This is a genomic window from uncultured Pseudoteredinibacter sp., from assembly GCF_947502065.1.
Taxonomy (GTDB): domain Bacteria; phylum Pseudomonadota; class Gammaproteobacteria; order Pseudomonadales; family Cellvibrionaceae; genus Pseudoteredinibacter.
Map to the genome: position 1 here is coordinate 505,724 of NZ_CANMYE010000002.1, position 19,359 is coordinate 525,082.

15 protein-coding genes are annotated in these 19,359 nt (G+C 46.5%); 7 read left to right on the plus strand and 8 right to left on the minus strand.

The window, feature by feature from the left end:
• Positions 1-192: 192 nt before the first annotated feature.
• Complete coding sequence (locus Q1A41_RS08905) at positions 193-792, minus strand: TetR/AcrR family transcriptional regulator (protein WP_299977372.1); 600 nt, start codon at positions 790-792, stop codon at positions 193-195.
• A gap of 154 nt (positions 793-946) precedes the next feature.
• On the opposite strand from Q1A41_RS08905, the gene Q1A41_RS08910 reads away from it, so the two are divergent.
• Positions 947-1,219: an antibiotic biosynthesis monooxygenase gene (locus tag Q1A41_RS08910; protein WP_299977375.1), complete on the plus strand. Its 273-nt coding sequence runs from the start codon at positions 947-949 to the stop codon at positions 1,217-1,219.
• 116 nt (positions 1,220-1,335) lie between these two features.
• Here the strand turns inward: Q1A41_RS08910 and Q1A41_RS08915 are convergent, their stop codons facing one another.
• On the minus strand, positions 1,336-3,795 hold the full coding sequence (locus tag Q1A41_RS08915) for a TonB-dependent receptor (protein ID WP_299977378.1): 2,460 nt from the start codon (positions 3,793-3,795) through the stop codon (positions 1,336-1,338).
• Between the two features lie 195 nt (positions 3,796-3,990).
• On the opposite strand from Q1A41_RS08915, the gene Q1A41_RS08920 reads away from it, so the two are divergent.
• From Q1A41_RS08920 to Q1A41_RS08945, 6 genes are all read left to right on the plus strand, one after another.
• On the plus strand, positions 3,991-5,187 hold the full coding sequence (locus Q1A41_RS08920) for an MFS transporter (protein ID WP_299977381.1): 1,197 nt from the start codon (positions 3,991-3,993) through the stop codon (positions 5,185-5,187).
• Positions 5,188-5,210: 23 nt separating this feature from the next.
• A complete protein-coding gene (locus tag Q1A41_RS08925) occupies positions 5,211-5,975 on the plus strand; it encodes a hypothetical protein (protein ID WP_299977384.1) in 765 nt (254 codons plus the stop codon).
• Between the two features lie 11 nt (positions 5,976-5,986).
• Positions 5,987-6,916 carry a sterol desaturase family protein gene (locus Q1A41_RS08930; protein WP_299977386.1) on the plus strand — a complete coding sequence of 310 codons (930 nt, stop codon included), beginning with the start codon at positions 5,987-5,989 and terminating at the stop codon, positions 6,914-6,916.
• Positions 6,917-7,035: 119 nt separating this feature from the next.
• Entirely contained in the window at positions 7,036-8,193 is a 1,158-nt protein-coding gene (locus tag Q1A41_RS08935) for an aromatic ring-hydroxylating dioxygenase subunit alpha (RefSeq protein WP_299977389.1), read from the plus strand.
• Positions 8,194-8,588: 395 nt separating this feature from the next.
• Positions 8,589-9,722 (plus strand): LLM class flavin-dependent oxidoreductase, encoded by a 1,134-nt coding sequence (locus Q1A41_RS08940; protein WP_299977391.1) that lies wholly within the window; start codon positions 8,589-8,591, stop codon positions 9,720-9,722.
• A 99-nt stretch (positions 9,723-9,821) separates the two neighbouring features.
• Positions 9,822-11,054 (plus strand): FAD-dependent oxidoreductase, encoded by a 1,233-nt coding sequence (locus tag Q1A41_RS08945; RefSeq protein ID WP_299977394.1) that lies wholly within the window; start codon positions 9,822-9,824, stop codon positions 11,052-11,054.
• Between the two features lie 59 nt (positions 11,055-11,113).
• Here Q1A41_RS08945 and Q1A41_RS08950 read toward each other — a convergent pair whose 3' ends face one another.
• The 6 genes from Q1A41_RS08950 to Q1A41_RS08975 all read right to left on the minus strand — a co-directional run bounded on the left by Q1A41_RS08950 (position 11,114) and on the right by Q1A41_RS08975 (position 18,917).
• Positions 11,114-12,688, minus strand: coding sequence for a DUF1501 domain-containing protein (locus tag Q1A41_RS08950; protein WP_299977397.1), 1,575 nt, complete (start codon positions 12,686-12,688; stop codon positions 11,114-11,116).
• Positions 12,688-14,460, minus strand: a complete 1,773-nt coding sequence (locus tag Q1A41_RS08955) for a DUF1800 family protein (RefSeq protein WP_299977400.1) — start codon at positions 14,458-14,460, stop codon at positions 12,688-12,690. Before Q1A41_RS08955 ends, Q1A41_RS08950 begins: the two co-directional genes overlap by 1 nt.
• 208 nt (positions 14,461-14,668) lie before the next feature.
• A complete protein-coding gene (locus tag Q1A41_RS08960; RefSeq protein WP_299977403.1) occupies positions 14,669-15,274 on the minus strand; it encodes a pyridoxamine 5'-phosphate oxidase family protein in 606 nt (201 codons plus the stop codon).
• A 12-nt stretch (positions 15,275-15,286) separates the two neighbouring features.
• Positions 15,287-16,432, minus strand: a complete 1,146-nt coding sequence (locus Q1A41_RS08965; RefSeq protein WP_299977406.1) for a hemolysin family protein — start codon at positions 16,430-16,432, stop codon at positions 15,287-15,289.
• Between the two features lie 107 nt (positions 16,433-16,539).
• Positions 16,540-18,297: an EAL domain-containing protein gene (locus tag Q1A41_RS08970; protein WP_299977409.1), complete on the minus strand. Its 1,758-nt coding sequence runs from the start codon at positions 18,295-18,297 to the stop codon at positions 16,540-16,542.
• Between the two features lie 17 nt (positions 18,298-18,314).
• The gene (locus tag Q1A41_RS08975; RefSeq protein ID WP_299977412.1) at positions 18,315-18,917 is read right to left on the minus strand and encodes a cysteine hydrolase family protein; all 603 of its coding nucleotides are present in this window, start codon (positions 18,915-18,917) and stop codon (positions 18,315-18,317) included.
• Positions 18,918-19,359: the final 442 nt, after the last annotated feature.

The window sequence follows — 19,359 nt, forward strand, 5'->3', positions numbered from 1 at the left end:
AAACGGGGTCTGACCCCAGCGCACCGGACCCCGGCGCGCCGAGCCCCGATACCTTCAACTGCAAAATGCTTTTTATTGGGGTCAGACCCCACATTTATTACGTTAACCTTAGCTTGCTATACCGTGCACTTTTTAGAAGCGGGGTCTGACCCCGGCGCACCGAACTTCAGAGCAAACGCACTTTAAAGCCAATCACCCCCGCAAACTTTGCAGTAGAATTTTTGCTGCTTGCACACCACTGCGCTGATAAAGTTTTACGGAACCCAGAGGCGCCATAGAAAGATGGCTAAGCGAAATACTCGCCAAGCCCCAAGCAACCGCAGCACACTGCTCAGCTTGGAACTTTGGGTAAGCCTGCTGCAGCAGCCTTTGAAGGTTAGCAATAAAGTCATTATTCCACTGGCTAAGGCGTCTTTTGATACTCGGATAATTTTCTACCGCCGCCAGCAATGCCAGCGCCACCCGCATTCGCAATTGCTCTTGCTCCGGCATTTCGCCAAATAGATAGGCAATAATAAGCTCTTCATTTCGCTCAACAGAGGAATCACCAGAATGAAGATCATCAAACAAGCGCTGAATATCATCCTGCTCGGTGCCTACACAACGCTCAAGCAGACGCTCAAGCAAGGCCTCACGATTCCCCACATGGTGACGCAGCAAACTGCGATGCAAGCCCGACTCTTGAGATATACGCTCTAACGTCGCCCCCTCAACCCCGTAGCGAGCCACACAGCGCTCAAAGGCCGCCAAAATAGCCGCCGCCCTTTCCTCTTTTACACTTGGTCTTGCCATATTTACCCCTGCTGATTGGGGAGGTATTTTAGCAACTGCTTGTAAAAATAATAGAGCTCTACACTGCGTAAGCTTTATAACTACTGTTTCTGCACCAGCAGACTTAAGCTATGATCACGCACTCAAGCAGCTTAAGCCCGATCCAAATCCCCTTATGATTATTTTAGAAGGTTATATTCAAGTACCGATGCATGAAGTCTCGCTGTTCAAGAACGCCCTCCAGCAGCATATAGCTGCTACCCAACAAGAACCCGGCTGCGTTTGCTTTAGAGTGAATCAGGACAGCGAAAGAAAAGAAATTTTCTGGGTCTACGAAGAATTCATTGACCAACGGGCTTTTGATTTCCACCAACAAAGAAGCAAGTCTTCAGAGTGGGCCAAAGCCAGCCAAAACTGTGAAAGGTTTTACGAATTAAAAGAAGCCTAGCTAATTCAAAGCCGCAGCACCTTAAAATTCTAAAAACAGCTGCAGCGCACAAAAAAAGGGCCACAATGTGGCCCCAAGCAATGTGGTGAGGATCTCACCTAACCGTCGCTAAACAGCTATAAGCGATAGGCCACCGTCAAACCAACCGTGCGAGGCTTACTGTAAGTTGAAAAGGTGGAGCCAAACGACTCTGTAAATTCACGAGTGTTTGAGCTGTTGTAAACCTCATCCGTTAAGTTCTCAACAAAGAAAGTAGCATTGAGGCTTTCATCGGTGCTAGTCCAACTGATACGAGCATTAGTCATCCAATTATCTTCCGTCTTGCCCAATGGGTTATTGGCGATATCCGTGAAGTACTCATCGGTGTACGACCAATCCAATTGCGGAGTAATAAAGCCCATCTCGCCTAACTCGAAGGTATAGCTCAACACACCATTAAATGTAAACTCTGGCGCATAGCGAAAAGCATTGCCACGAATATCTGGGATCGCACCAGCGGCAACTGTTGGCTGCTTATCCACTTCCGAATCCAACCAAGAGGCGCCCAAAGTTAATACCAGGTTGGTGACCGGGTTGTAAGCCATCTCAACTTCCGCACCGCGAATAGTGGAATCCGGTACATTAACCAACTCATTAACCACGGTAGTACCTTGCAATTGCGAAGGCAGAGTCACGGCGATAACAGCTTGGAAATCCGTGTAGTCATACTGGAACAATGCAGCATTTAAAGTCATGCGGCGATCCAATAGATAGTGCTTAGTCCCCAGTTCAATTGAGGTCAGCTTTTCAGGATCAACTTCAACTAGACGATTGTAATAAGTACCATTAAAGCTGCCACCCTTAAAGCCACGAGAAATACCGAAGTAGTATAGGGATTCCTCGTCCGGCGTATACTCGAATGAAACCTTACCGCTTAGTGAGTCCCAGCTTGCATCGCGAGCAAAATTTTCTGGCGCGCCATTATTAATACCGCAAATCTCTGGGTCCATTACTAAGCCGGCAATGTCAAAGCCAAAGGGCGCATTAGGATCAACACCAATACCTTGCAACTGATCAAAGCGGCCTTGGCCAGCATTTGGATTTTGCCCCACATAACAACCTAAGTACTGACCAGAAAGATCTTTTTCATCGCGACTCCAGCGCAAGCCTACAGTAGCCCCCCAATAATCATTGATGCGATATTTTAAGTGGGAAAATAGAGCCATACTCTCTAAGTTTTGCTTGTGCTTGTTGGCACGAGTAGAAACATTGCCCGCCGGGATGCGGCCTATTGCCTGCAGAACATTATAGGCCTGTGCGACATTCAAAAAGTCCGTCGGCGCAAAACCAGCAGCAGCAGCCGATGCAATCCATGCACCGCCCAAGCCTAAGGCGGCATCAAAGCCACCGACTGAGCCATCGCTACCTGGCACAAAGCCGTGGGGAATTGCGGCCAACACACCGTTAATGTCATAGCTGGCTTGTGACTCCACATCTTCATCCATAAAGAATGCACCGGCCACCCAATCTAGCTTTTCGGTTTCACCTTGCAAACGAAACTCCTGGGTAAACTGACGCTGCCCAGTAAAAGCTTGGCTGTGTCCGATTGGCTGCGTGCTGGCATCCTCATCGTTTTGATAAAGGAAATCATGATCAACAAAGCCCGTTACCGAAACCAAGTTAACATCACCCAGATCCCAATCAAAAGTTAAGGAGCTCATGATAGTCTCGCCCTTTTCTTTTCGCTCATAATCAGGGCTGAGGGTAACTCTACGATAATCCGAGGCGCCACCACCTGGCGAGCTTGGATCAAAAGCATTCGCTGGCAACTGGTTATGGAAAACCACTGGCTTATTGTCGATTTGCTGGTGAGCTAAGCGCCACTCAACGACGATGTCTTTATTTACATCCCAGTCAACACTCAAGCGTGCCGCTTGCACATCTTCGTTTTGAGCATCGCGGCCTAACTGATCTTTCACATAACCGGAAGAGCGGTTGCTAACATAAGCCAAACGTCCGCGAACATCTTCGGTCAAAGCACCCGAAACGAAAGCCTCCTGACGAGAACGATCAAAACGCCCAAAGGTAGCTTCAATACCAGCACTGAACTCCTCCGTCGGTCTGGCAGAAAAAACCTGCATCGCACCCGTTGTGGAGTTTCTGCCAAATAGCGTACCCTGAGGACCACGCAAGATTTCAACCTGATCAAGATCGAACATGGCAAAGCCATGGGTTTGAATATTGTTTAAGATCACTCCATCGCTGTACACAGCAATCGGGGTATTGGATATCGCACTAAAATCAACATTACTTACCCCACGCATACTGATAATCGGCGCCGACAGGCCGAAGTTACCATCAACCGCCACCATATTGGGGGTTTGCGCAGCCAGCTCACTGCTACGGGTAATATTCACGATTTTCAGGTCTTCTGCGCTGTACGCCGTTAGGGATACAGGCACATCTTGAGCCGATTCCGTGCGGCGCTGGGCCGTTACCAACACCTCTTCAATTTGCGCCGCCGCCCAATCAGCCGCCAACGTTGAGCCCACTACAACCGCTGCCACTAATGGTTTTACCGGGAAATTCCTAGTCACTGACATTCTCCTAGCCTCTCGATCTTTATTGTTTTAGAAATTCTTTGCATTCACTGCGCATACACCACAATCGAGCCACTCAAGCCATTGCATGACCGAACGTTCGATCGTATTATGGGCGAGACTACAAATTTCAATGAGCCTTTGTCAATGAGAATTTAATCGGGAAGCCGATTTTTAGCCGAGAAGCGAATAATGATTCAATCTAGTTTTAATAAACGACAGATCAGCGCTCTGCTGGTTTTAGCCGTTATTGGCGGCTCTGCTGCCAATATTCTGCCTTTTATCTTTTCTTCATTTAGCTTGGTTTTCGATATCGAATCGACTGCAACCCTCACCACTGCCGAGCTATTCGGTATTTGCGTCAGCGGCCTTAGCTTCAACTATTGGCGCAAGCGCTTAAGCCTAAAGCTGAGCTGCTTGCTAGGCTTGTTACTTTTTATTGCAGGTAATGCCATTACCATGGCGGCCGATGGTGACTTCAACCTGACACTATTTGCCAGACTGATGTGCGGCCTGGGTGCGGGCATTGTTACTTCCCATGCTTTTTCTATTATTGGCAGCCAGAAAAACCCAGAGGCTCTTTTTGCCCTGGTGCTGTTTGCACAGGTACTTTGGTCTGCCGTGGCATCCTTTGCGATGCCTACCTTGAGCGAAAGTATGCCCTTACTTTCTTTCTCCTTCTTATTGATCTGTGGCTTGATCGCCATTATCCCAACGGCCTTATGGACACCCAAAGGCGATCAACAGGAAGAAGATGCCGAAGATTTCAAGGCAAGCCCTTTACTGAAGCGCTTAAAAGCCATTGTTATTGGCACCACCATCATTTGGTACGCGGCACTCGGACTGTTTTGGGCTGACTCGGCAAATCGCGGGATGGAAATGGGTTTATCTGCTACTTTTATTAGTAGTATTTTTGCCGCAGGTTACTTGGCAAGCCTAACGGGGAATGGTATCGCTATCTACTTAGCGAGCCGTTTTGAGCGTACTTACCCCATGCTAATCGCCGGCGGCATTCACCTAATGGTGTATTTTATGTTCTACCTATCGACTGGTCCTGAAGATAAGTGGATTTATACCGTTGCGGTACTTATCTACTCGATTTCATGGGCAATCTTTACGCCGTTTCAACTTGGTCTATACAGCGAGTTCAGCATTGACGGGCGCTTTGCCGCCATCTTCCTACCCGCCACCGTTGTCGGCATGACCTTTGGCACCCAGTTCAACGGCTTGCTCAGCGAAGACGGAAAAATGATTCTGGCAACGTTTTTTATGGCTATTTGTTTAGGCTGTTACGCCTATGTCTTTAAGCGCCTGCCGATGTTTTATCGTGAACTCGAAGAGCAATACGGCACAGAAGCCCTTAATGATGAAAATTATTCTCAAGTGTAATAGTGTGATTAGCAGGTAAAACTATGAACTTTTTTGTCTCAGCCTTAAGCACCATCTTACTCGGCTTAGTGGTAGGCTTTGCCCTCAGCTTGCAAAAAGCCGAACCGCCCACTGAATTTGAAAAATACAGCAGTGCTAACATGGACTTCGCCACCATGAGCGAAGTTGGCTACGCCATGGCCGCCTTTGGCCGTGAATCTACTGCAGATTATTTCGAGCTAAAGGATTACCAAGAATATGTGCAACTAGCGCAAAATGATCATGCCAAAGCGCTTAGCGCCAGCGACGCACCCCAAGTAGCCGCCAGCGAAGCCCAAGCAAGCAAGGCGGAAGCACCGACGATGCAATTGGCTCAAATTGAGCGTCCAGCCAAGCCTAAAGCAAAGCCATCACTAAAAGACTGGCCCAAATCCGTGATTGGCATACAGCGCAGCACCGAATTAATTAATGTCGAGAAAGTGTGGCAGGAATTTGCCAGCAATAGTGCCCTTAGCGATCAGCTAGACAGCTATACGGTGAGTGTGTTCGCCATATACAGCGATTTCAATAGTGATTACAGCCGCGCCACCATCAGCATCGGCTACGACAAGCCAGGCATGAAAGGCGAGCAACAACTGATTCCAAAAGGCAAAATTGAGCCTCTTCTTAAACCCAGTAATTATGGAAACAATGCGCTACTTAATGCGTGGCAGGATATCGACTATAGCAGAGCTGTTAAAGCGGTAGTGGAACGTCGCGACTACACCCAAAACAGCGAGCTGACGTCTTTATTCGTGATTTATCAATAGAGAGCTTTGCCATGATGGAATTTTTACAGCAACGCCTTACCGATCTCGAGCTTTTTGGCTGGGATGAGTATATAAACTACTGGTTCTTCCTAGCAATGATGGCCCTGTTTGCCTTCGAGCTGATCGTTATGGCCTTTAAAAAAGCCGTGACCTGGAACCTAATTGGTGACTCCATCACCAACTTCATCACCTTATTTGCCTACCGCTTTATTGGCGGGCTTATTTATATCCTGTTTTATCTAACGGCCTTTTTTTGGGTATACGAAAACTTCAGTATTACTCAACTACCGCTAACTTGGATGAGTTTGCTGGGCTGTATTTTATTAGCGGATGTCATCTACTACTGGGAACATCGCTTTATGCATGTTTGCGGTTTGGGCTGGGCAACCCACACGGTTCACCACAGCTCGCCACATTTTAATATTTCTGTGGCCTATCGTTTCGGCCCACTGGATGGCTTCTTCCCGTTCTTCTTCCACTTGCCGCTAATCATGCTAGGTTTCCATCCGTTTATGGTGTTCTTAGCAGAAGCACTGGTGCAGCTATACCAGACAGCGCTACATACGCAAATGGTTAAGAAATTACCACGCCCAATCGAGTACATCATGAACACGCCTTCACATCATCGTGTTCACCATGCCACCAACAGTAAATACATTGATAAAAACTACGCAGGTATTTTTATCATTTGGGATCGCATGTTTGGCACCTTTGCCGAGGAAGACGAGGAAGTAAAGTTTGGTGTCTACCCTCGTATTAATAGCGTAAATCCATTTACTGTGTTCTTCCATGGCTTTACCAAGCTGGGCAAGCAATTATGGGAAGCGCCAAGCTGGTCTTATCGTTTTCAGCTGCTGGTTCGCCCGCCGATCTGGGCGTGGGAACAAGAGCAAAAACGCAAACGAGAAGCGGCGGCAAGCGACGCCAAAGCAAGCTCTTAATGACAACAGAACCTTTTGCCTCATCTAGCAGTTGAGGCAAAAGGTATTTTTTTAAATAGTTGTTTGTAACACATTACAATAAACATTGATTAGCCAATACGGCTCTGAAGGAGATGAAAATGACAGTTCTGGATTCGATAAAAAAAGTCGCCAGCGCAAAAATTGAGGAGGCCACCGGCTTACCATTTGCCGCCTACTCAGACGAAGAAGTTTACCAATTAGAAATGGAAAAGATTTATCGCAATGATTGGGTATTCGTCTGTAATGAGGGCGAAGTTGCTAATCCCGGCGATTACTACGCCTTAACCATTGCCGATGAACCTATTATTATTATTCGCGGTAGAGATGGCGAGCTACGGGCCATGTCCAATGTATGCCGCCATCGCGGGACGCCACTAAACGATGAAGGTTTTGGCAATAAAGGTCGCATGGTTTGCCCTTATCATGCATGGACCTATACCGATCAAGGAAAGCTGATTGGCGTACCTCACCCTGGAATTATTGCGGTAGACAAAGAAAAACACTGCCTACCTCATTTCAAATTGGAAAGCTGGCATGGCTTGGTATTTGTGAATATCAATGGCAATGCCGAAGCCTTGAGTGAGCGCTATTCTGGCATAGAGAAGTATTTGCAACGTTACAATATCGGTTCTTTTGATAAAGGTGTTGGCGGCGAAAATGAATACTGGGAGACCAATTGGAAGCTAGCCGTAGAGAATGGCATTGAAAGCTACCATCTATTTAAAGTTCACCAAGAAACCCTTGAAGTTAACACTCCGACGCGTGAAGCATTTTACATCGAAGGCAAACCGGATTGGACTTTGACGGGCGGAAATTTGGTCGGTGAAAGTCGTAGCTTTACAGAAAATGCCATGATGGCCTTAATGCCCAAATCACAGCAACGCCTATGGGAACACTATGTGCTGTTTAGCTTACCGCCGAATTTTGTTGGAATTTTGCTTGGTGACACTCTCGGTTATTTATCGGTAATTCCTGTTGACGCTAACAACTCTATTATTCGAGCAGGCACTATTTCTTCTAGCAAAATTAACCCTGGGGCAGGAGAGCAAGAGTTCGTTGAGGCCTTTTTCGCTGAAGACAAGTGGATCTGTGAGCGCAATCAAAAAGCCATGAAATCCCGCCATGGGGAGCCAGGAAAACTGGTTGAGCTGGAGCAGGTGGTTGTGGACTTCCACCACTATCTGGCTGAGCGTCTATTCGATACCAAGATCGATAGCCATATCGTTGATGAAAGAGCCAAGCCGCTGATGGATTAAGCCCCCCAAACGGAGAGAGAGGGGTCAGAACCCATGGGTTCTGACCCCAGATGCCTGCACGATTTTTCAGTAAATACCTAAGCGCAGCGAAGCCCCGCATGGGCAACATGCCAACCCCATCGCAGCAGATACATCACGGCTCCGAAACGGGGTCAGAACCTATGGGTTCTGACCCCAGGTGCCTGTACGATTTTTAAGTAAATACCTAAGCGCAGCGAAGCTCCGCATGGGCAACTTGCCAACCTCATCGCAGCAGATACATCGCGACTCCGAAAACCGGGTCAGAACCCTTGGGTTCTGACCCCAGCTTGGGATCTTTCATCAGCCAACATCTATACAAATATTCACTTCCACCCTATAATCGAACGAACGTTCATACCATTAGAGGATTAGCAATGAAGGCCCATATACTTGTACAGCCCTATATGCGCAGCAAAGGTGAAGATGTCGAGCTTCCTGGTGGCGACCCAGATCGCTTTGAAACGCTGCTACAGCGCACCACAGAACAGATGCAATTCGCCGACCAGAATGGCTTTGCTGGCTTCTGTATGACTGAGCACCACTTTCAGGTTGAGGGCATTGAAACCACCACCAACCCACTACTGTGGAACCTGCACATTGCCCAACACACTGAGAACCTAATGGTTGGCCAGGTAGGCATGGCACTGACCGCCCATCACCCAATGCGCCTAGCAGAAGACTTGGCGATGCTAGATCACATGACGAATGGCCGCCTATTCTGTGGCTTCGTGCGTGGCAACACCCCACGCTGGCTTAACAATTTATCCCAGCACTTGGATATCACTACCACCCAGTCCGATCGTTCAAAAGCAGATGCCCGAAATCGCCGCTTGATGGAAGAGTCTTGGCAGGTGATCAAAAAAGCTTGGACCAATAAAACCTTTAACCACTATGGCGAGTTCTGGGACATCCCCCCAACTGACATCACTTGGCCATTCCCGCCAACCAAAGCCTGGGGCGGAGAAGACGCACTGGATGAGAACGACCGCCTGAAAAAGACCGGCATCGTACCTCGCCCACGGGTTCGTGAAGGCCGTGACTTCCCACCGCTGTATGTGCCTTTCTCGTGGTCAATGGAAACCGCTAAGTTCTGGGCCAAAGAAGGCGCCAAGCTGGTTGCATTTGTAGCCAAAGAAGAATTTATCGATATGACCATGGACCTGTATATCGAGGAAGCCCATAGACATGGTCACACCGAGTGCACCGTAGGTAACACTTTGGTGCTCGGGGGTCACTTAACCATTGGTTCAAACGAAGCCCAAGCTGAACAACACTATCGCGATTTCGAAGAGTTGTTTAACTTTGCCTACAATGCCCCGCCTTACAATGTACCCATGGGGCGTGTTTGGAAAGGAACCGTTAACCAGGTTATTGATCAAGTTGGTGCACTAAAAGAAAAGTATGGCACTGAAGAATTTGTATGCTGGCACCATGTTGGTTACTTTGAGCAGGAAGAAGAACTAGAAATGTTGGATAACTTCTCCCAAGTTATTAAAGCCGTTTCTTAGTAAACGCCTAGGCCGGGCTGTTTTGCCCGGCCTATCTGGGTCGTCGCTAGCTTCTCTCTAGCCCTCTGAAAACATCAAAACCCACTCGGAATTTTTAGCATGCATTGTGTAATTGTCGGCGCCTCTCACGCTGCGGCGCAACTTGTCGCCAGCTTAAGACAACTTGGCTGGACCGGCCCTATAACTCTTATCGGCGAAGAAGCCTTGCTTCCCTTTCAACGGCCGCCATTATCCAAAGCATTTTTAAGTGGTGAGCTCGCAGAAGACAAATTACTGATTCGTCCGGCGTCAGCATACGAAAAGCTGGATGTGACCCTGAGGCTTGCTTGCAAAGTAATTAGTATTGATCGCGACCACAAGCAACTAAAGCTCAGCGATGGCGAGCTTCTAAACTACGACAAGCTAGTTCTATGTACCGGCGCTCGACCTAGACTGCTACCATTAAGCGGCGCACATCTTCCAGAAGTACACTATTTGCGCAGTGCCGAGGACAGCAAATGCATACAAAAGCAATTTAAGAAAAACATGCGCGTAGTCGTCATCGGTGGCGGCTATATAGGATTAGAAACCGCAGCCTCGCTCAACAAACTCGGAGCCGACGTTACCGTATTGGAAGCGGGCGATCGAATTCTGCAACGTGTTACCGCTAGCGACGTTTCTGATTTTTATTGCAACAAACACCAGCGCGAAGGCGTGAAGGTTCTCAGCAAAGTTCAATTAGAATCCATCAAGGGCGAACATAAAGTCGAAGCTGTACTTTGCGCCGATGGTCGAGTGTTGCCAGCAGATATGGTTATTATTGGTATCGGCGTTATACCCAACACCGAGCTCGCCGAAGCGGCAGGCTTAAGCATCGATAACGGTATCGTTGTTGACGAGCAAGGCCGCAGCAGCGATATGGATATATTCTCAGCCGGCGATTGCTGCTCATACCCACACCCCAAGCTCAATAGCCAAGTTCGCCTAGAGTCAGTACCCAGCGCCAATGACACGGCAAGAATTATTGCGTCCACTCTATGCAATAAGCCTCTACCAAATATCGAACACCCTTGGTTTTGGTCAGACCAATATGACGTAAAACTGCAAATAGCTGGTTTTAATATGGGCTATAGCGACTACGTAGTGCGCGGTAATCCAGAAGAAGAAAACTTTAGCGTCTGGTATTTCAAGGCGAAGCGTTTAATTGCTGCGGATTGTATCAACCGCCCGAAAGATTTTATGGCGGCAAAGCAGCTATTAAAGCTTGGCTACTCAGCCACAGTTGAAGACTTAGCAAATGATGAGCTGGAACTTAAAGAACTGATTGAGCTGGCGAAACTCAGTGTAAAATAGAGCAAGTGGAAACATGCTAGCTTACCAAGTTAGCATGTTTCCAGCACTTAAAGCCGAGCCTATCGATTATCAGCTTCTATTTCCTGGTCCTCAGAATCTACAACATCCATGCGTCGGTGATAACTTTTTGCAAGTAAAGCGAGCCCACCCATAGTTACAGCAGATGCGGCAGCCCCCATTGTTGGCACCGCTGTCGCCGAGCCCGGTGCACTAGCAGGTAGCACAGTCACATCGCTAGACTTAAGCGCAAAGCCTACCGGTACCTTGCGGTGCTCTATACCACCAAACTTCTCAATATTTGGCAAAAGCGTTTTAACATCACTACCTTCGACGCCATACCAGATAGCCAATTCTGCAAACATTTCATCAAGTGGCATAGAGGGAATTAACATTCCGTCACCACCGTCAAGTGGATTATTATTGCCTAACTCAAGGCTAGGGAACTCTCCAAATACTTTTCCACCATCAACTGGCTCGCCCATCACAATGGCATTTCCTCCCCACCCGTGATCAGATCCATTACCGTTCGACGTTAAAGTACGTCCGAAATCAGAGCCGGTAAAGGTGATTACTCGATCCTCTACATTTAGCTCCTCCAAGGCTCTTTGAAACTCAAACAAAGCCTTACTTAAAATTGACAGCATTTTGGGATGCTTATCCAACAAGCCGTCATGATGATCCCAACCAATGTAACGCAAAAAGTAGGTTTGCTGCTGCAAATTCATTTGATCAGCACTGGCTATAGACTCTGCCACCTTTTTAAGCTGCTGAGACAAATTACTGTCTGAAAAGGCGCTACTCAGTGTTACCGTGTTGGTAGCCGCCTTAAACCTCTCGTGCTGTGCCTGAGACTCTCGAGTTTGTGCAATATAAGCAGCGCGCATTGGGTCATCGCCATAGCTTTGATTCAGCATCGCTTCAAAGCCTGCGAGAAGTGCGTTGTTTAAAGCCTGATTGGCTGGCGTACTTTTATCTTTTACCGCCAAGCCAACACTGCCCTTTTTGTTAACCGTATAGTGAGTGCTGTCGGCTCCGTTTTGTAAAATATTACTTCCCGCCAATGATATATTCATCGGTATTTGATTAGCTTGGCGATTGGCCTGTACTGAATCGGCAAAACGCCCAAACCAGCCGGTGTTAGTTCGCTCGTCTGGCCTACCCGTTAGCCAATGCTTAAACTGATCTGAGTGCGACAACAAGCCCAAAGGCAATTTGGCAGTGCCCGCCTGCATCCCTGCCCGATCCACAGGCTCAACGAGAGGCCCAACATTGGCAACGAAAGAGAGCTTCTTATTATTAAATAAGCTCTGTACTTCAGGCATTGCCTTATGCACACCAAAGCTGCGACCTTCACTATCGCTAAAGCCATTTAAACTCAGTAAATCAGCCAGAGGGACCGCCAAGTTATCACGAGTGCTACTGTATTGGGCGTAATGGCTTGCACTTGTTGGCACCAGCATATTGAAGCTGTCGTTACCGCCATCCAGCATAATGTAAACCAAAACCTTGTTATTACTTTTAAGCGGTACCTTTTGCAGGCTTTGAGCGATTGAAAACTGAGGCGCTATGGAACCCATTGCAGCCGCTGAAGCACTACTGGCAGCAAGAAAATTACGACGTGACACTTTCATCATTAAGCCTCCATCACTGTAAATTCAGGTGATGCAGCAATCATAAAAACTATGGTTTGCATAACCCACTCGCCATTGGTTTGATAAGTACTAATGGCATTTAGGATGTGCGGCTTCACTGGTAGATTACTCTTTGCCGTCAGCAATATGCCTACCTCTTCGATTAAGGCATCATGATTTGCAGGGCTATTGGCTCGAGCTGCATAAGCTGACAAATTCAAATTTAAGCGATTATCTAATTTATCGAAAAGCTTAACTTCATCCAATTCAGGAATATTAAAAATATTATTCTCTCTACTAACCTCCGTGCTAACTGAGGCCAAAGCCCCAGCAAATAGCCAGTCGTAAAGCACGTTCACATAGGCAATAGATGTTGCCGAATCGTGCAATTCAAATTCCGGCGCTACCAAATCCAACTGCTCCAATGCTCCGTGAGGCACATAGTCAGGCTTATAAAAATTAAATACCGTCGGCGAGCTCAGCGGGTTATGTCGCAAGGAAAACAGAGTATCCTCAGCTGTCATCCAGTATTTTTTACTGGTATTATCGGCAGAGAACGCTAACAAAATTTGACTCAGACGCAGGCTCGGAGATTTTAGCTTTTGAGCTTGTACTTCCTTAGCCCCTTGACTATAAGCAGAAGGGAATCTTTGTGCGGCCACCGTGTTGGTTAGAGGATAAGTCAACACAGCTTCAACCGTAGCTTTCAAATCACCATCGCTTCCAAAGGCATTCGCCACATGTTGAATATAGGCGCCACTCGGATTGGAGGTCACTAACTGTTGAATCAGTTTTTTGGCGACAAACACACGAGTATTAGGGTGTTCAACCAATTTATCGACAGCGCTGCGTATCTCAACAGCTCCATTTACATTAGCGGGCAATTGTAGATAACCATCCAGTAGAGATTTTGCTCCGCGATCATGGAAAGCCTCATCGACCTCCATGGGGTCTACCATATTTACGTAGGGAACCGTTTTATATGATTTGCTGACAGAATCGACAAAGCTTACACTGGTTCCATTCAAGGCAGCCTTATCCCAAAAAGGCGTCGTCCACTCATACTCATAATTCGCAGCTTTAATGCCAGTAAACACCCGAGCCAATTCTTTAATGTCGTCATTATCGTAAGTAGGAATATCCTTTCCCGCGAGTTGTTTTCGGCTACCATCAGGGTTTAGTTCAAACAAGCCAATGGTAAAAAGCTGAAGAATTTCCCTAGCATAGTTTTCGTCAGGATGAATATTTGCTTCCTTTTTACGATTATTCATATGGGTTAAATAGACGCCCATACAAGGATGCATACTAACGTCAAACAGTAGCTCTTTATAGTTACCGAAGGCATGCTTATATAGCAGGTCGTAATAACTTCCTAGACCCACCGCGTCCAACTCCAATGCGGAGTTATCGGACAGCACCAAAATTTCACTTAAGGCCTGAGCCACTCTGCGACGCAAAATATCGGAGTTATTATTCTCAATACAACGCTGCCACCACGCCATACGAAAATACCATTTATATGGCAAACATGGGTTGTTGTTGTCTCCATTTAACTTACTCTCATCGTTAGCGGCTTTCGCTAGACACTGAGAGCGAAAGTCTTGCCAGATGGAGTTAGTCGACGACTGATAGTGATCATTTGCTAAAGCTGGAGCATTAAGCTGAGTGCCTAACCAATTGCTAATACCGTCAGTGGACACTTGCTGCAACAAGGCCTGATCGTAGCCAAGAGTTGCCTGCATAAGAAATCGAGATGTTTCCAATAATGAATTCATAGCTAACTACTACTAGAAAGAGGAAGTAATGTTTTTTGCGTCGATTTTTCGATGCAAAAGGAGTGTAGTTGGCTAAATTAGGACTTACTGAAAAAACTTACTTCCTGTGATGAAGCACAAGAAAGTGAAATGTTCGTAAAAATGGAAACGAGAAATACTCATGAAATCTATACTGTATAAAGCACTGTTGGGGTAAGACTAACTGCGGTTAAATATCCTTCATATAACGCTGAATCATATCTCTTTGAGTCTCTGGCTCACCCTCAAGCCTCAACTGATCTTTCATCATTTGCGCCATTGTCGGAAATTCGTCACGCTTAATCTGTGAGACAGCATCCCACAATCTTGATCTCATCAGAGCCTTTGCACAGTGCAAAAATACTTCTTCAACCTGCAAAACAATACAACTTATCGCAGGCTTAGCTTGATCTTCAAAATAGGAAAGATAACTTTGATCGGCACTGATGTTTGCACGACCGTTAACCCTAAGGGTTTCATCAACCCCTGGAATCAGAAATAAACAACCTGCCCTCTGCGTCTCTACGATATTCACCAGGCTATCAATGCGATTATTCCCTTTAGCATCGGGAATCAAAATACAATTCTCGTCTTTAACATAAACGAAACCAGGCGAACCCCCGCGTGGAGAACAATCTAACTCCCCCACGGCATTATTCGTAGAGAGCAACATAAAGGGCGAGTGAGCAATAAAATTAATCGCGTGTTTCTCCAAACCAGCCAGCTGCTTGTCTTTAGCTCTCCCAGCTGGAAAGCCATATATCTCACGCAACTCTTCTTCTGTTTGAATAAACATGATTATCTCTCTTTAATCTGCTTTACTATTACCTTGACTGCCGTTTTCCGGATCGATTTCACTATGTTCATTGCCATCTTGATCACTAGCTAAGTCCGCAGATAGACCGCTATCGTCAATGATTTTATCGTGGGCCTCGCTACGCTCTTTCCATAACTGCTGCGCCTTCACTTGCATATCACTGACGCGATCGTGCTCATCTACTATCTCCACACCAATCAAAGATTCCAGTAAATCTTCTAGGGTGACGATACCCTGCACTGCACCATACTCATCAACAATCAAAGCAATATGTTCACGACGTTGCAGCAAGTTTTGAAACAAGCTAGGGGCCGCTAAAGTTTCAGGAACGGTATAAAGAGATTTGATTAATTTACCCAACCGATAGTCATGCCCAAGGCGGTGATAGGCCAACATCAGGTCATTTTTATGGACATAGCCCACCACATCATCACCATCTTCATCAAAGACTAAGACCCGCGAAAAGGGTACTGAGCCATGCTCTGAAAGATAGTCATCCACTGTGATATCTTTATGCACTTTAAAGAGCACAGTCTGGGGCGTCATAATATCGGTGAGGCTTGCGGTTCTAAAGTTTAACAAGCTTCGGATGGTATCACTTTCATCTTGGTTCAAGGCGCCAGCTTCTGAGCCTAGCTCGGCCATCACTTCGATTTCTTGGCGGATAAAGTGGGCCTCATCCTCCTTTTTACCGATTAGGCGAGTCAGGCGATCTGACATCCAAACAAAAGGTTTAAACACCTTCACTAAGAAAACCAAACTCAAAGATACAACTGGCGTTAATCCGCGCCAGTAACTGGCACCCAAGGTCTTAGGGATAATCTCAGAGAGCACCAGCACCAATAGCGTCATAATAGCGGAAGCAATACCTACGGCCGCATCCGAAAATACGGCCGCAGCCTGCGCCCCCACTCCCGCAGCACCTGCTGTATGAGCTACTGTATTGAGAGTCAGAATGGCAGCCAGCGGCTGATCAATATTGTCTTTTAATGACTGCACTCGATTAGCCAATGCTTCATTTTCTTTTCGCAGCACCCCTATATAGCTCGGGGTAATACTTAATAGCACCGCCTCCATAACCGAACATAAGAAGGAAATAGCGATAGCCAGCACCATAAAGGTGATTAGTAACAACAAGGCAGTTTCTCCCAAGATGAAACAGAACTAAATTTGGGCACACCATACCACCATCCCGGCAGGCGTCCAAACCCGGAGCAGCAGATAAGCTATTGAGAGGAAGGAGGCTAACTACGCTGAAGTAAGTACTCAGCAAACTGATCAGCAGAGATAGCTGGGCTAAATAAATAACCTTGATAGAGCTCGCAACCCAAGGCCTTTAAAAACTGGCATTGCTCTTCGGATTCCACACCTTCTGCGACCGAGCTCAGCTTGAGGTGCTTAGACATTAGCAGGGTGGATTGTACGATCGCACTATCGTAACCATTATCTGGCAAGCCCTGCACAAAACTACGGTCGAGCTTAATGGTATCAATGGGCAAGTGTTTTAAATAAGACAATGAAGAATAACCCGTCCCAAAGTCATCTAAAGCTATTCTTACACCAATATCTTTTAGGGCTCGCATCTTAGCTATCGCGCTATGGACATTACTTAAGGCCGTTGTTTCAGTAATTTCAATCTCCAAATACTCGCCAGGTATATCAAAGCGCTGAAGGGAGCGTCGAACATCATCGGCAAACTCGGGGTTTTGAAATTGACCCGCGCTGGCATTGACCGATAGGCTCAAATTCTCATAGCCCATTTTTCTCCATATACTCAGTTGCGCCAGAGATTGATCTAAAACCCATTGTCCCAGAGGCTTAATAAGATCACTGTTTTCCAGCTCATGAATAAAATCTTTTGGGATCAACAGACCTCGCTGAGGGTGTTGCCAACGCAGAAGCACCTCAGCTTTTTGCACCTTATTTTTGTCAGCTTCAACTTGAGGTTGATAAAAGACGGTAAACTGACCATAACGCTCAGCCTCACACAACTCTCTTTGTAGTTGCTGCCTACGGCTTTCTTGCTTAGCGAGCTCGGCATCATAAAATTGTATTCTATTCTTACCGGCACGCTTGGCGTGATACATCGCAAAATCAGCCTGCTTCAAGCACTCTTCAGCTGAAATAGAATGGCTGTTTACCAGGGTAATACCGACGCTGCACTTTATTTCATTAAAGGTACCCACACGCTTATTAATACGCATGATTTTTTCGAGCAAACTGTCGGCCACCTTTGACAAATGGGCACGAGCCGTTGGGTAGTGGCTTGCCAACTGCTCAAACAAGATAATAAATTCATCACCACCTATTCGCGCTGCTAAAGATTCTTCAGGAAAACTTACTGTGAGCAACTGCTGAGCGACTTCCTGTAGGACTGCATCGCCAACAGAATGGCCATACATATCATTAATCCCTTTGAATTCGTCAAGATCTAAATACAACAAAGCAATTGAACGAGAGCTGCTGGGCACACAAACACTCGATAGACGATCCATTAGTTGCCGACGATTGGCTAGACTCGTCAAGCAGTCGTGATAGGCCATATGATAAATTTTTTGCTGGCTCTCTAGACGCTCAGTAATATCCCGTATAACACCAACCACACTGCTTAAACGTCCGGTATCATCTCGCATTGCGCGACAGGAAACTTCCACATGACGACCGCCACCATCGCCTCTTAGCAAATAGTATTGCGCCTCTAGATCATGCCGTTCACCACTAAGCAGCTGCGACAAGGCCTGCTCAAAAGGTTCTGAATCAGAAGCACGAAAATAATTAAGAGCCGACTGCCCGCGACTCTGTTCTGCACTCTGCCCCGCTAGACCTTCCCATGCCTGACTCAAAAAACTCCAGCAAAAATCCTCATCCAAATGAAAAACAACATCTTTAAGATGATCCACAAGATGCGCATAATGACGCTGAGAACTTTGTAACTCTTCTATCAAACGAGTTTGAGCTTGAGCTAGCAGTTCATTTTGTAGCGTACTTTTGCTGCTGGACATTAGATGCACCTAATCCCTTAGGCATACAGTTGCGCGATTACAGCTTGGCTATCGGTAACATTGGCATACAAAGGCATAATTTCTTTTGCGAAGTACTCCTGCTCGAAACTGGTTCTAGCCACCATGCAATCCTCGAGGATGTGCACTCGATAACCCAAATCAGCTGCCTCTCTTCCTGCGGTATCGATACATAGAGAGGTTACCGCACCAGCGATTAAAACATCGGTCACAGCTGCCTGCTGAAGATGTTCGTGAACAGAGGTATTTGAAAAGCAGTTTAAACCCCGCTTTCCAGGCAAACTTAGCATGCGAGCCCCCAAGGCCATTAATTCCGGTACTGTTTGCGAGCCAGGAGCGCCTCGTTTAAAAGCCCCGGTATCTTTAATAATTTTTAAGATGCCAACCGGATCAAGCAACTCACTATAATCTTCCGTAAATACAATAGGAGTATGAATAAATGGGACCGAACTAGGTTTCAAAGCTTCAAGTAAATTTAAGGTATTGTGTAGGACCTCTTGAACTCGGCGATTATCCTCTAATGCCGAATGAAGAATGCCCTCAGCCGAAAAATAATCATTCTGATAACCCACAAGAATTACTGCTGTAGTCGCTGCATCCATTGCTAACCGCCCTAAGTTTTTCTAATTAATTTAATTGCACCCTAACTCACACAATTAGACCTTTTTACCTAGGCCCAGTGAAAGCTAATAGTCCTTTAAATTGAAGATCAAGTCTTGGTACTTTTTATTGGTTTTTTAAAAGTTTAGCTAAACTTTGACAGGCGGCCAGCTGAACGGGCCCAGGAGAGAAAAATTGAACCTAAAGGACTACGAAAGCCCCCCGCCTGCAACTTTATTTAGCACTTTCAGCTTACATTCATTTTTCAACGATCATTATTAAAGGCTTTGCCCAGTGGTGGCGCCCCCAAGGCATTAGAGTAATTGACTAAGCCGCAAGATCATCTGGCGTGTACTCCTTCTCAAATTAAGCTATTGCCTGGCTTTCAAGGTGCACTTTCAATGGGATTTATGCCTTTTTTTGGTAGACTACGCAGCCAAATAC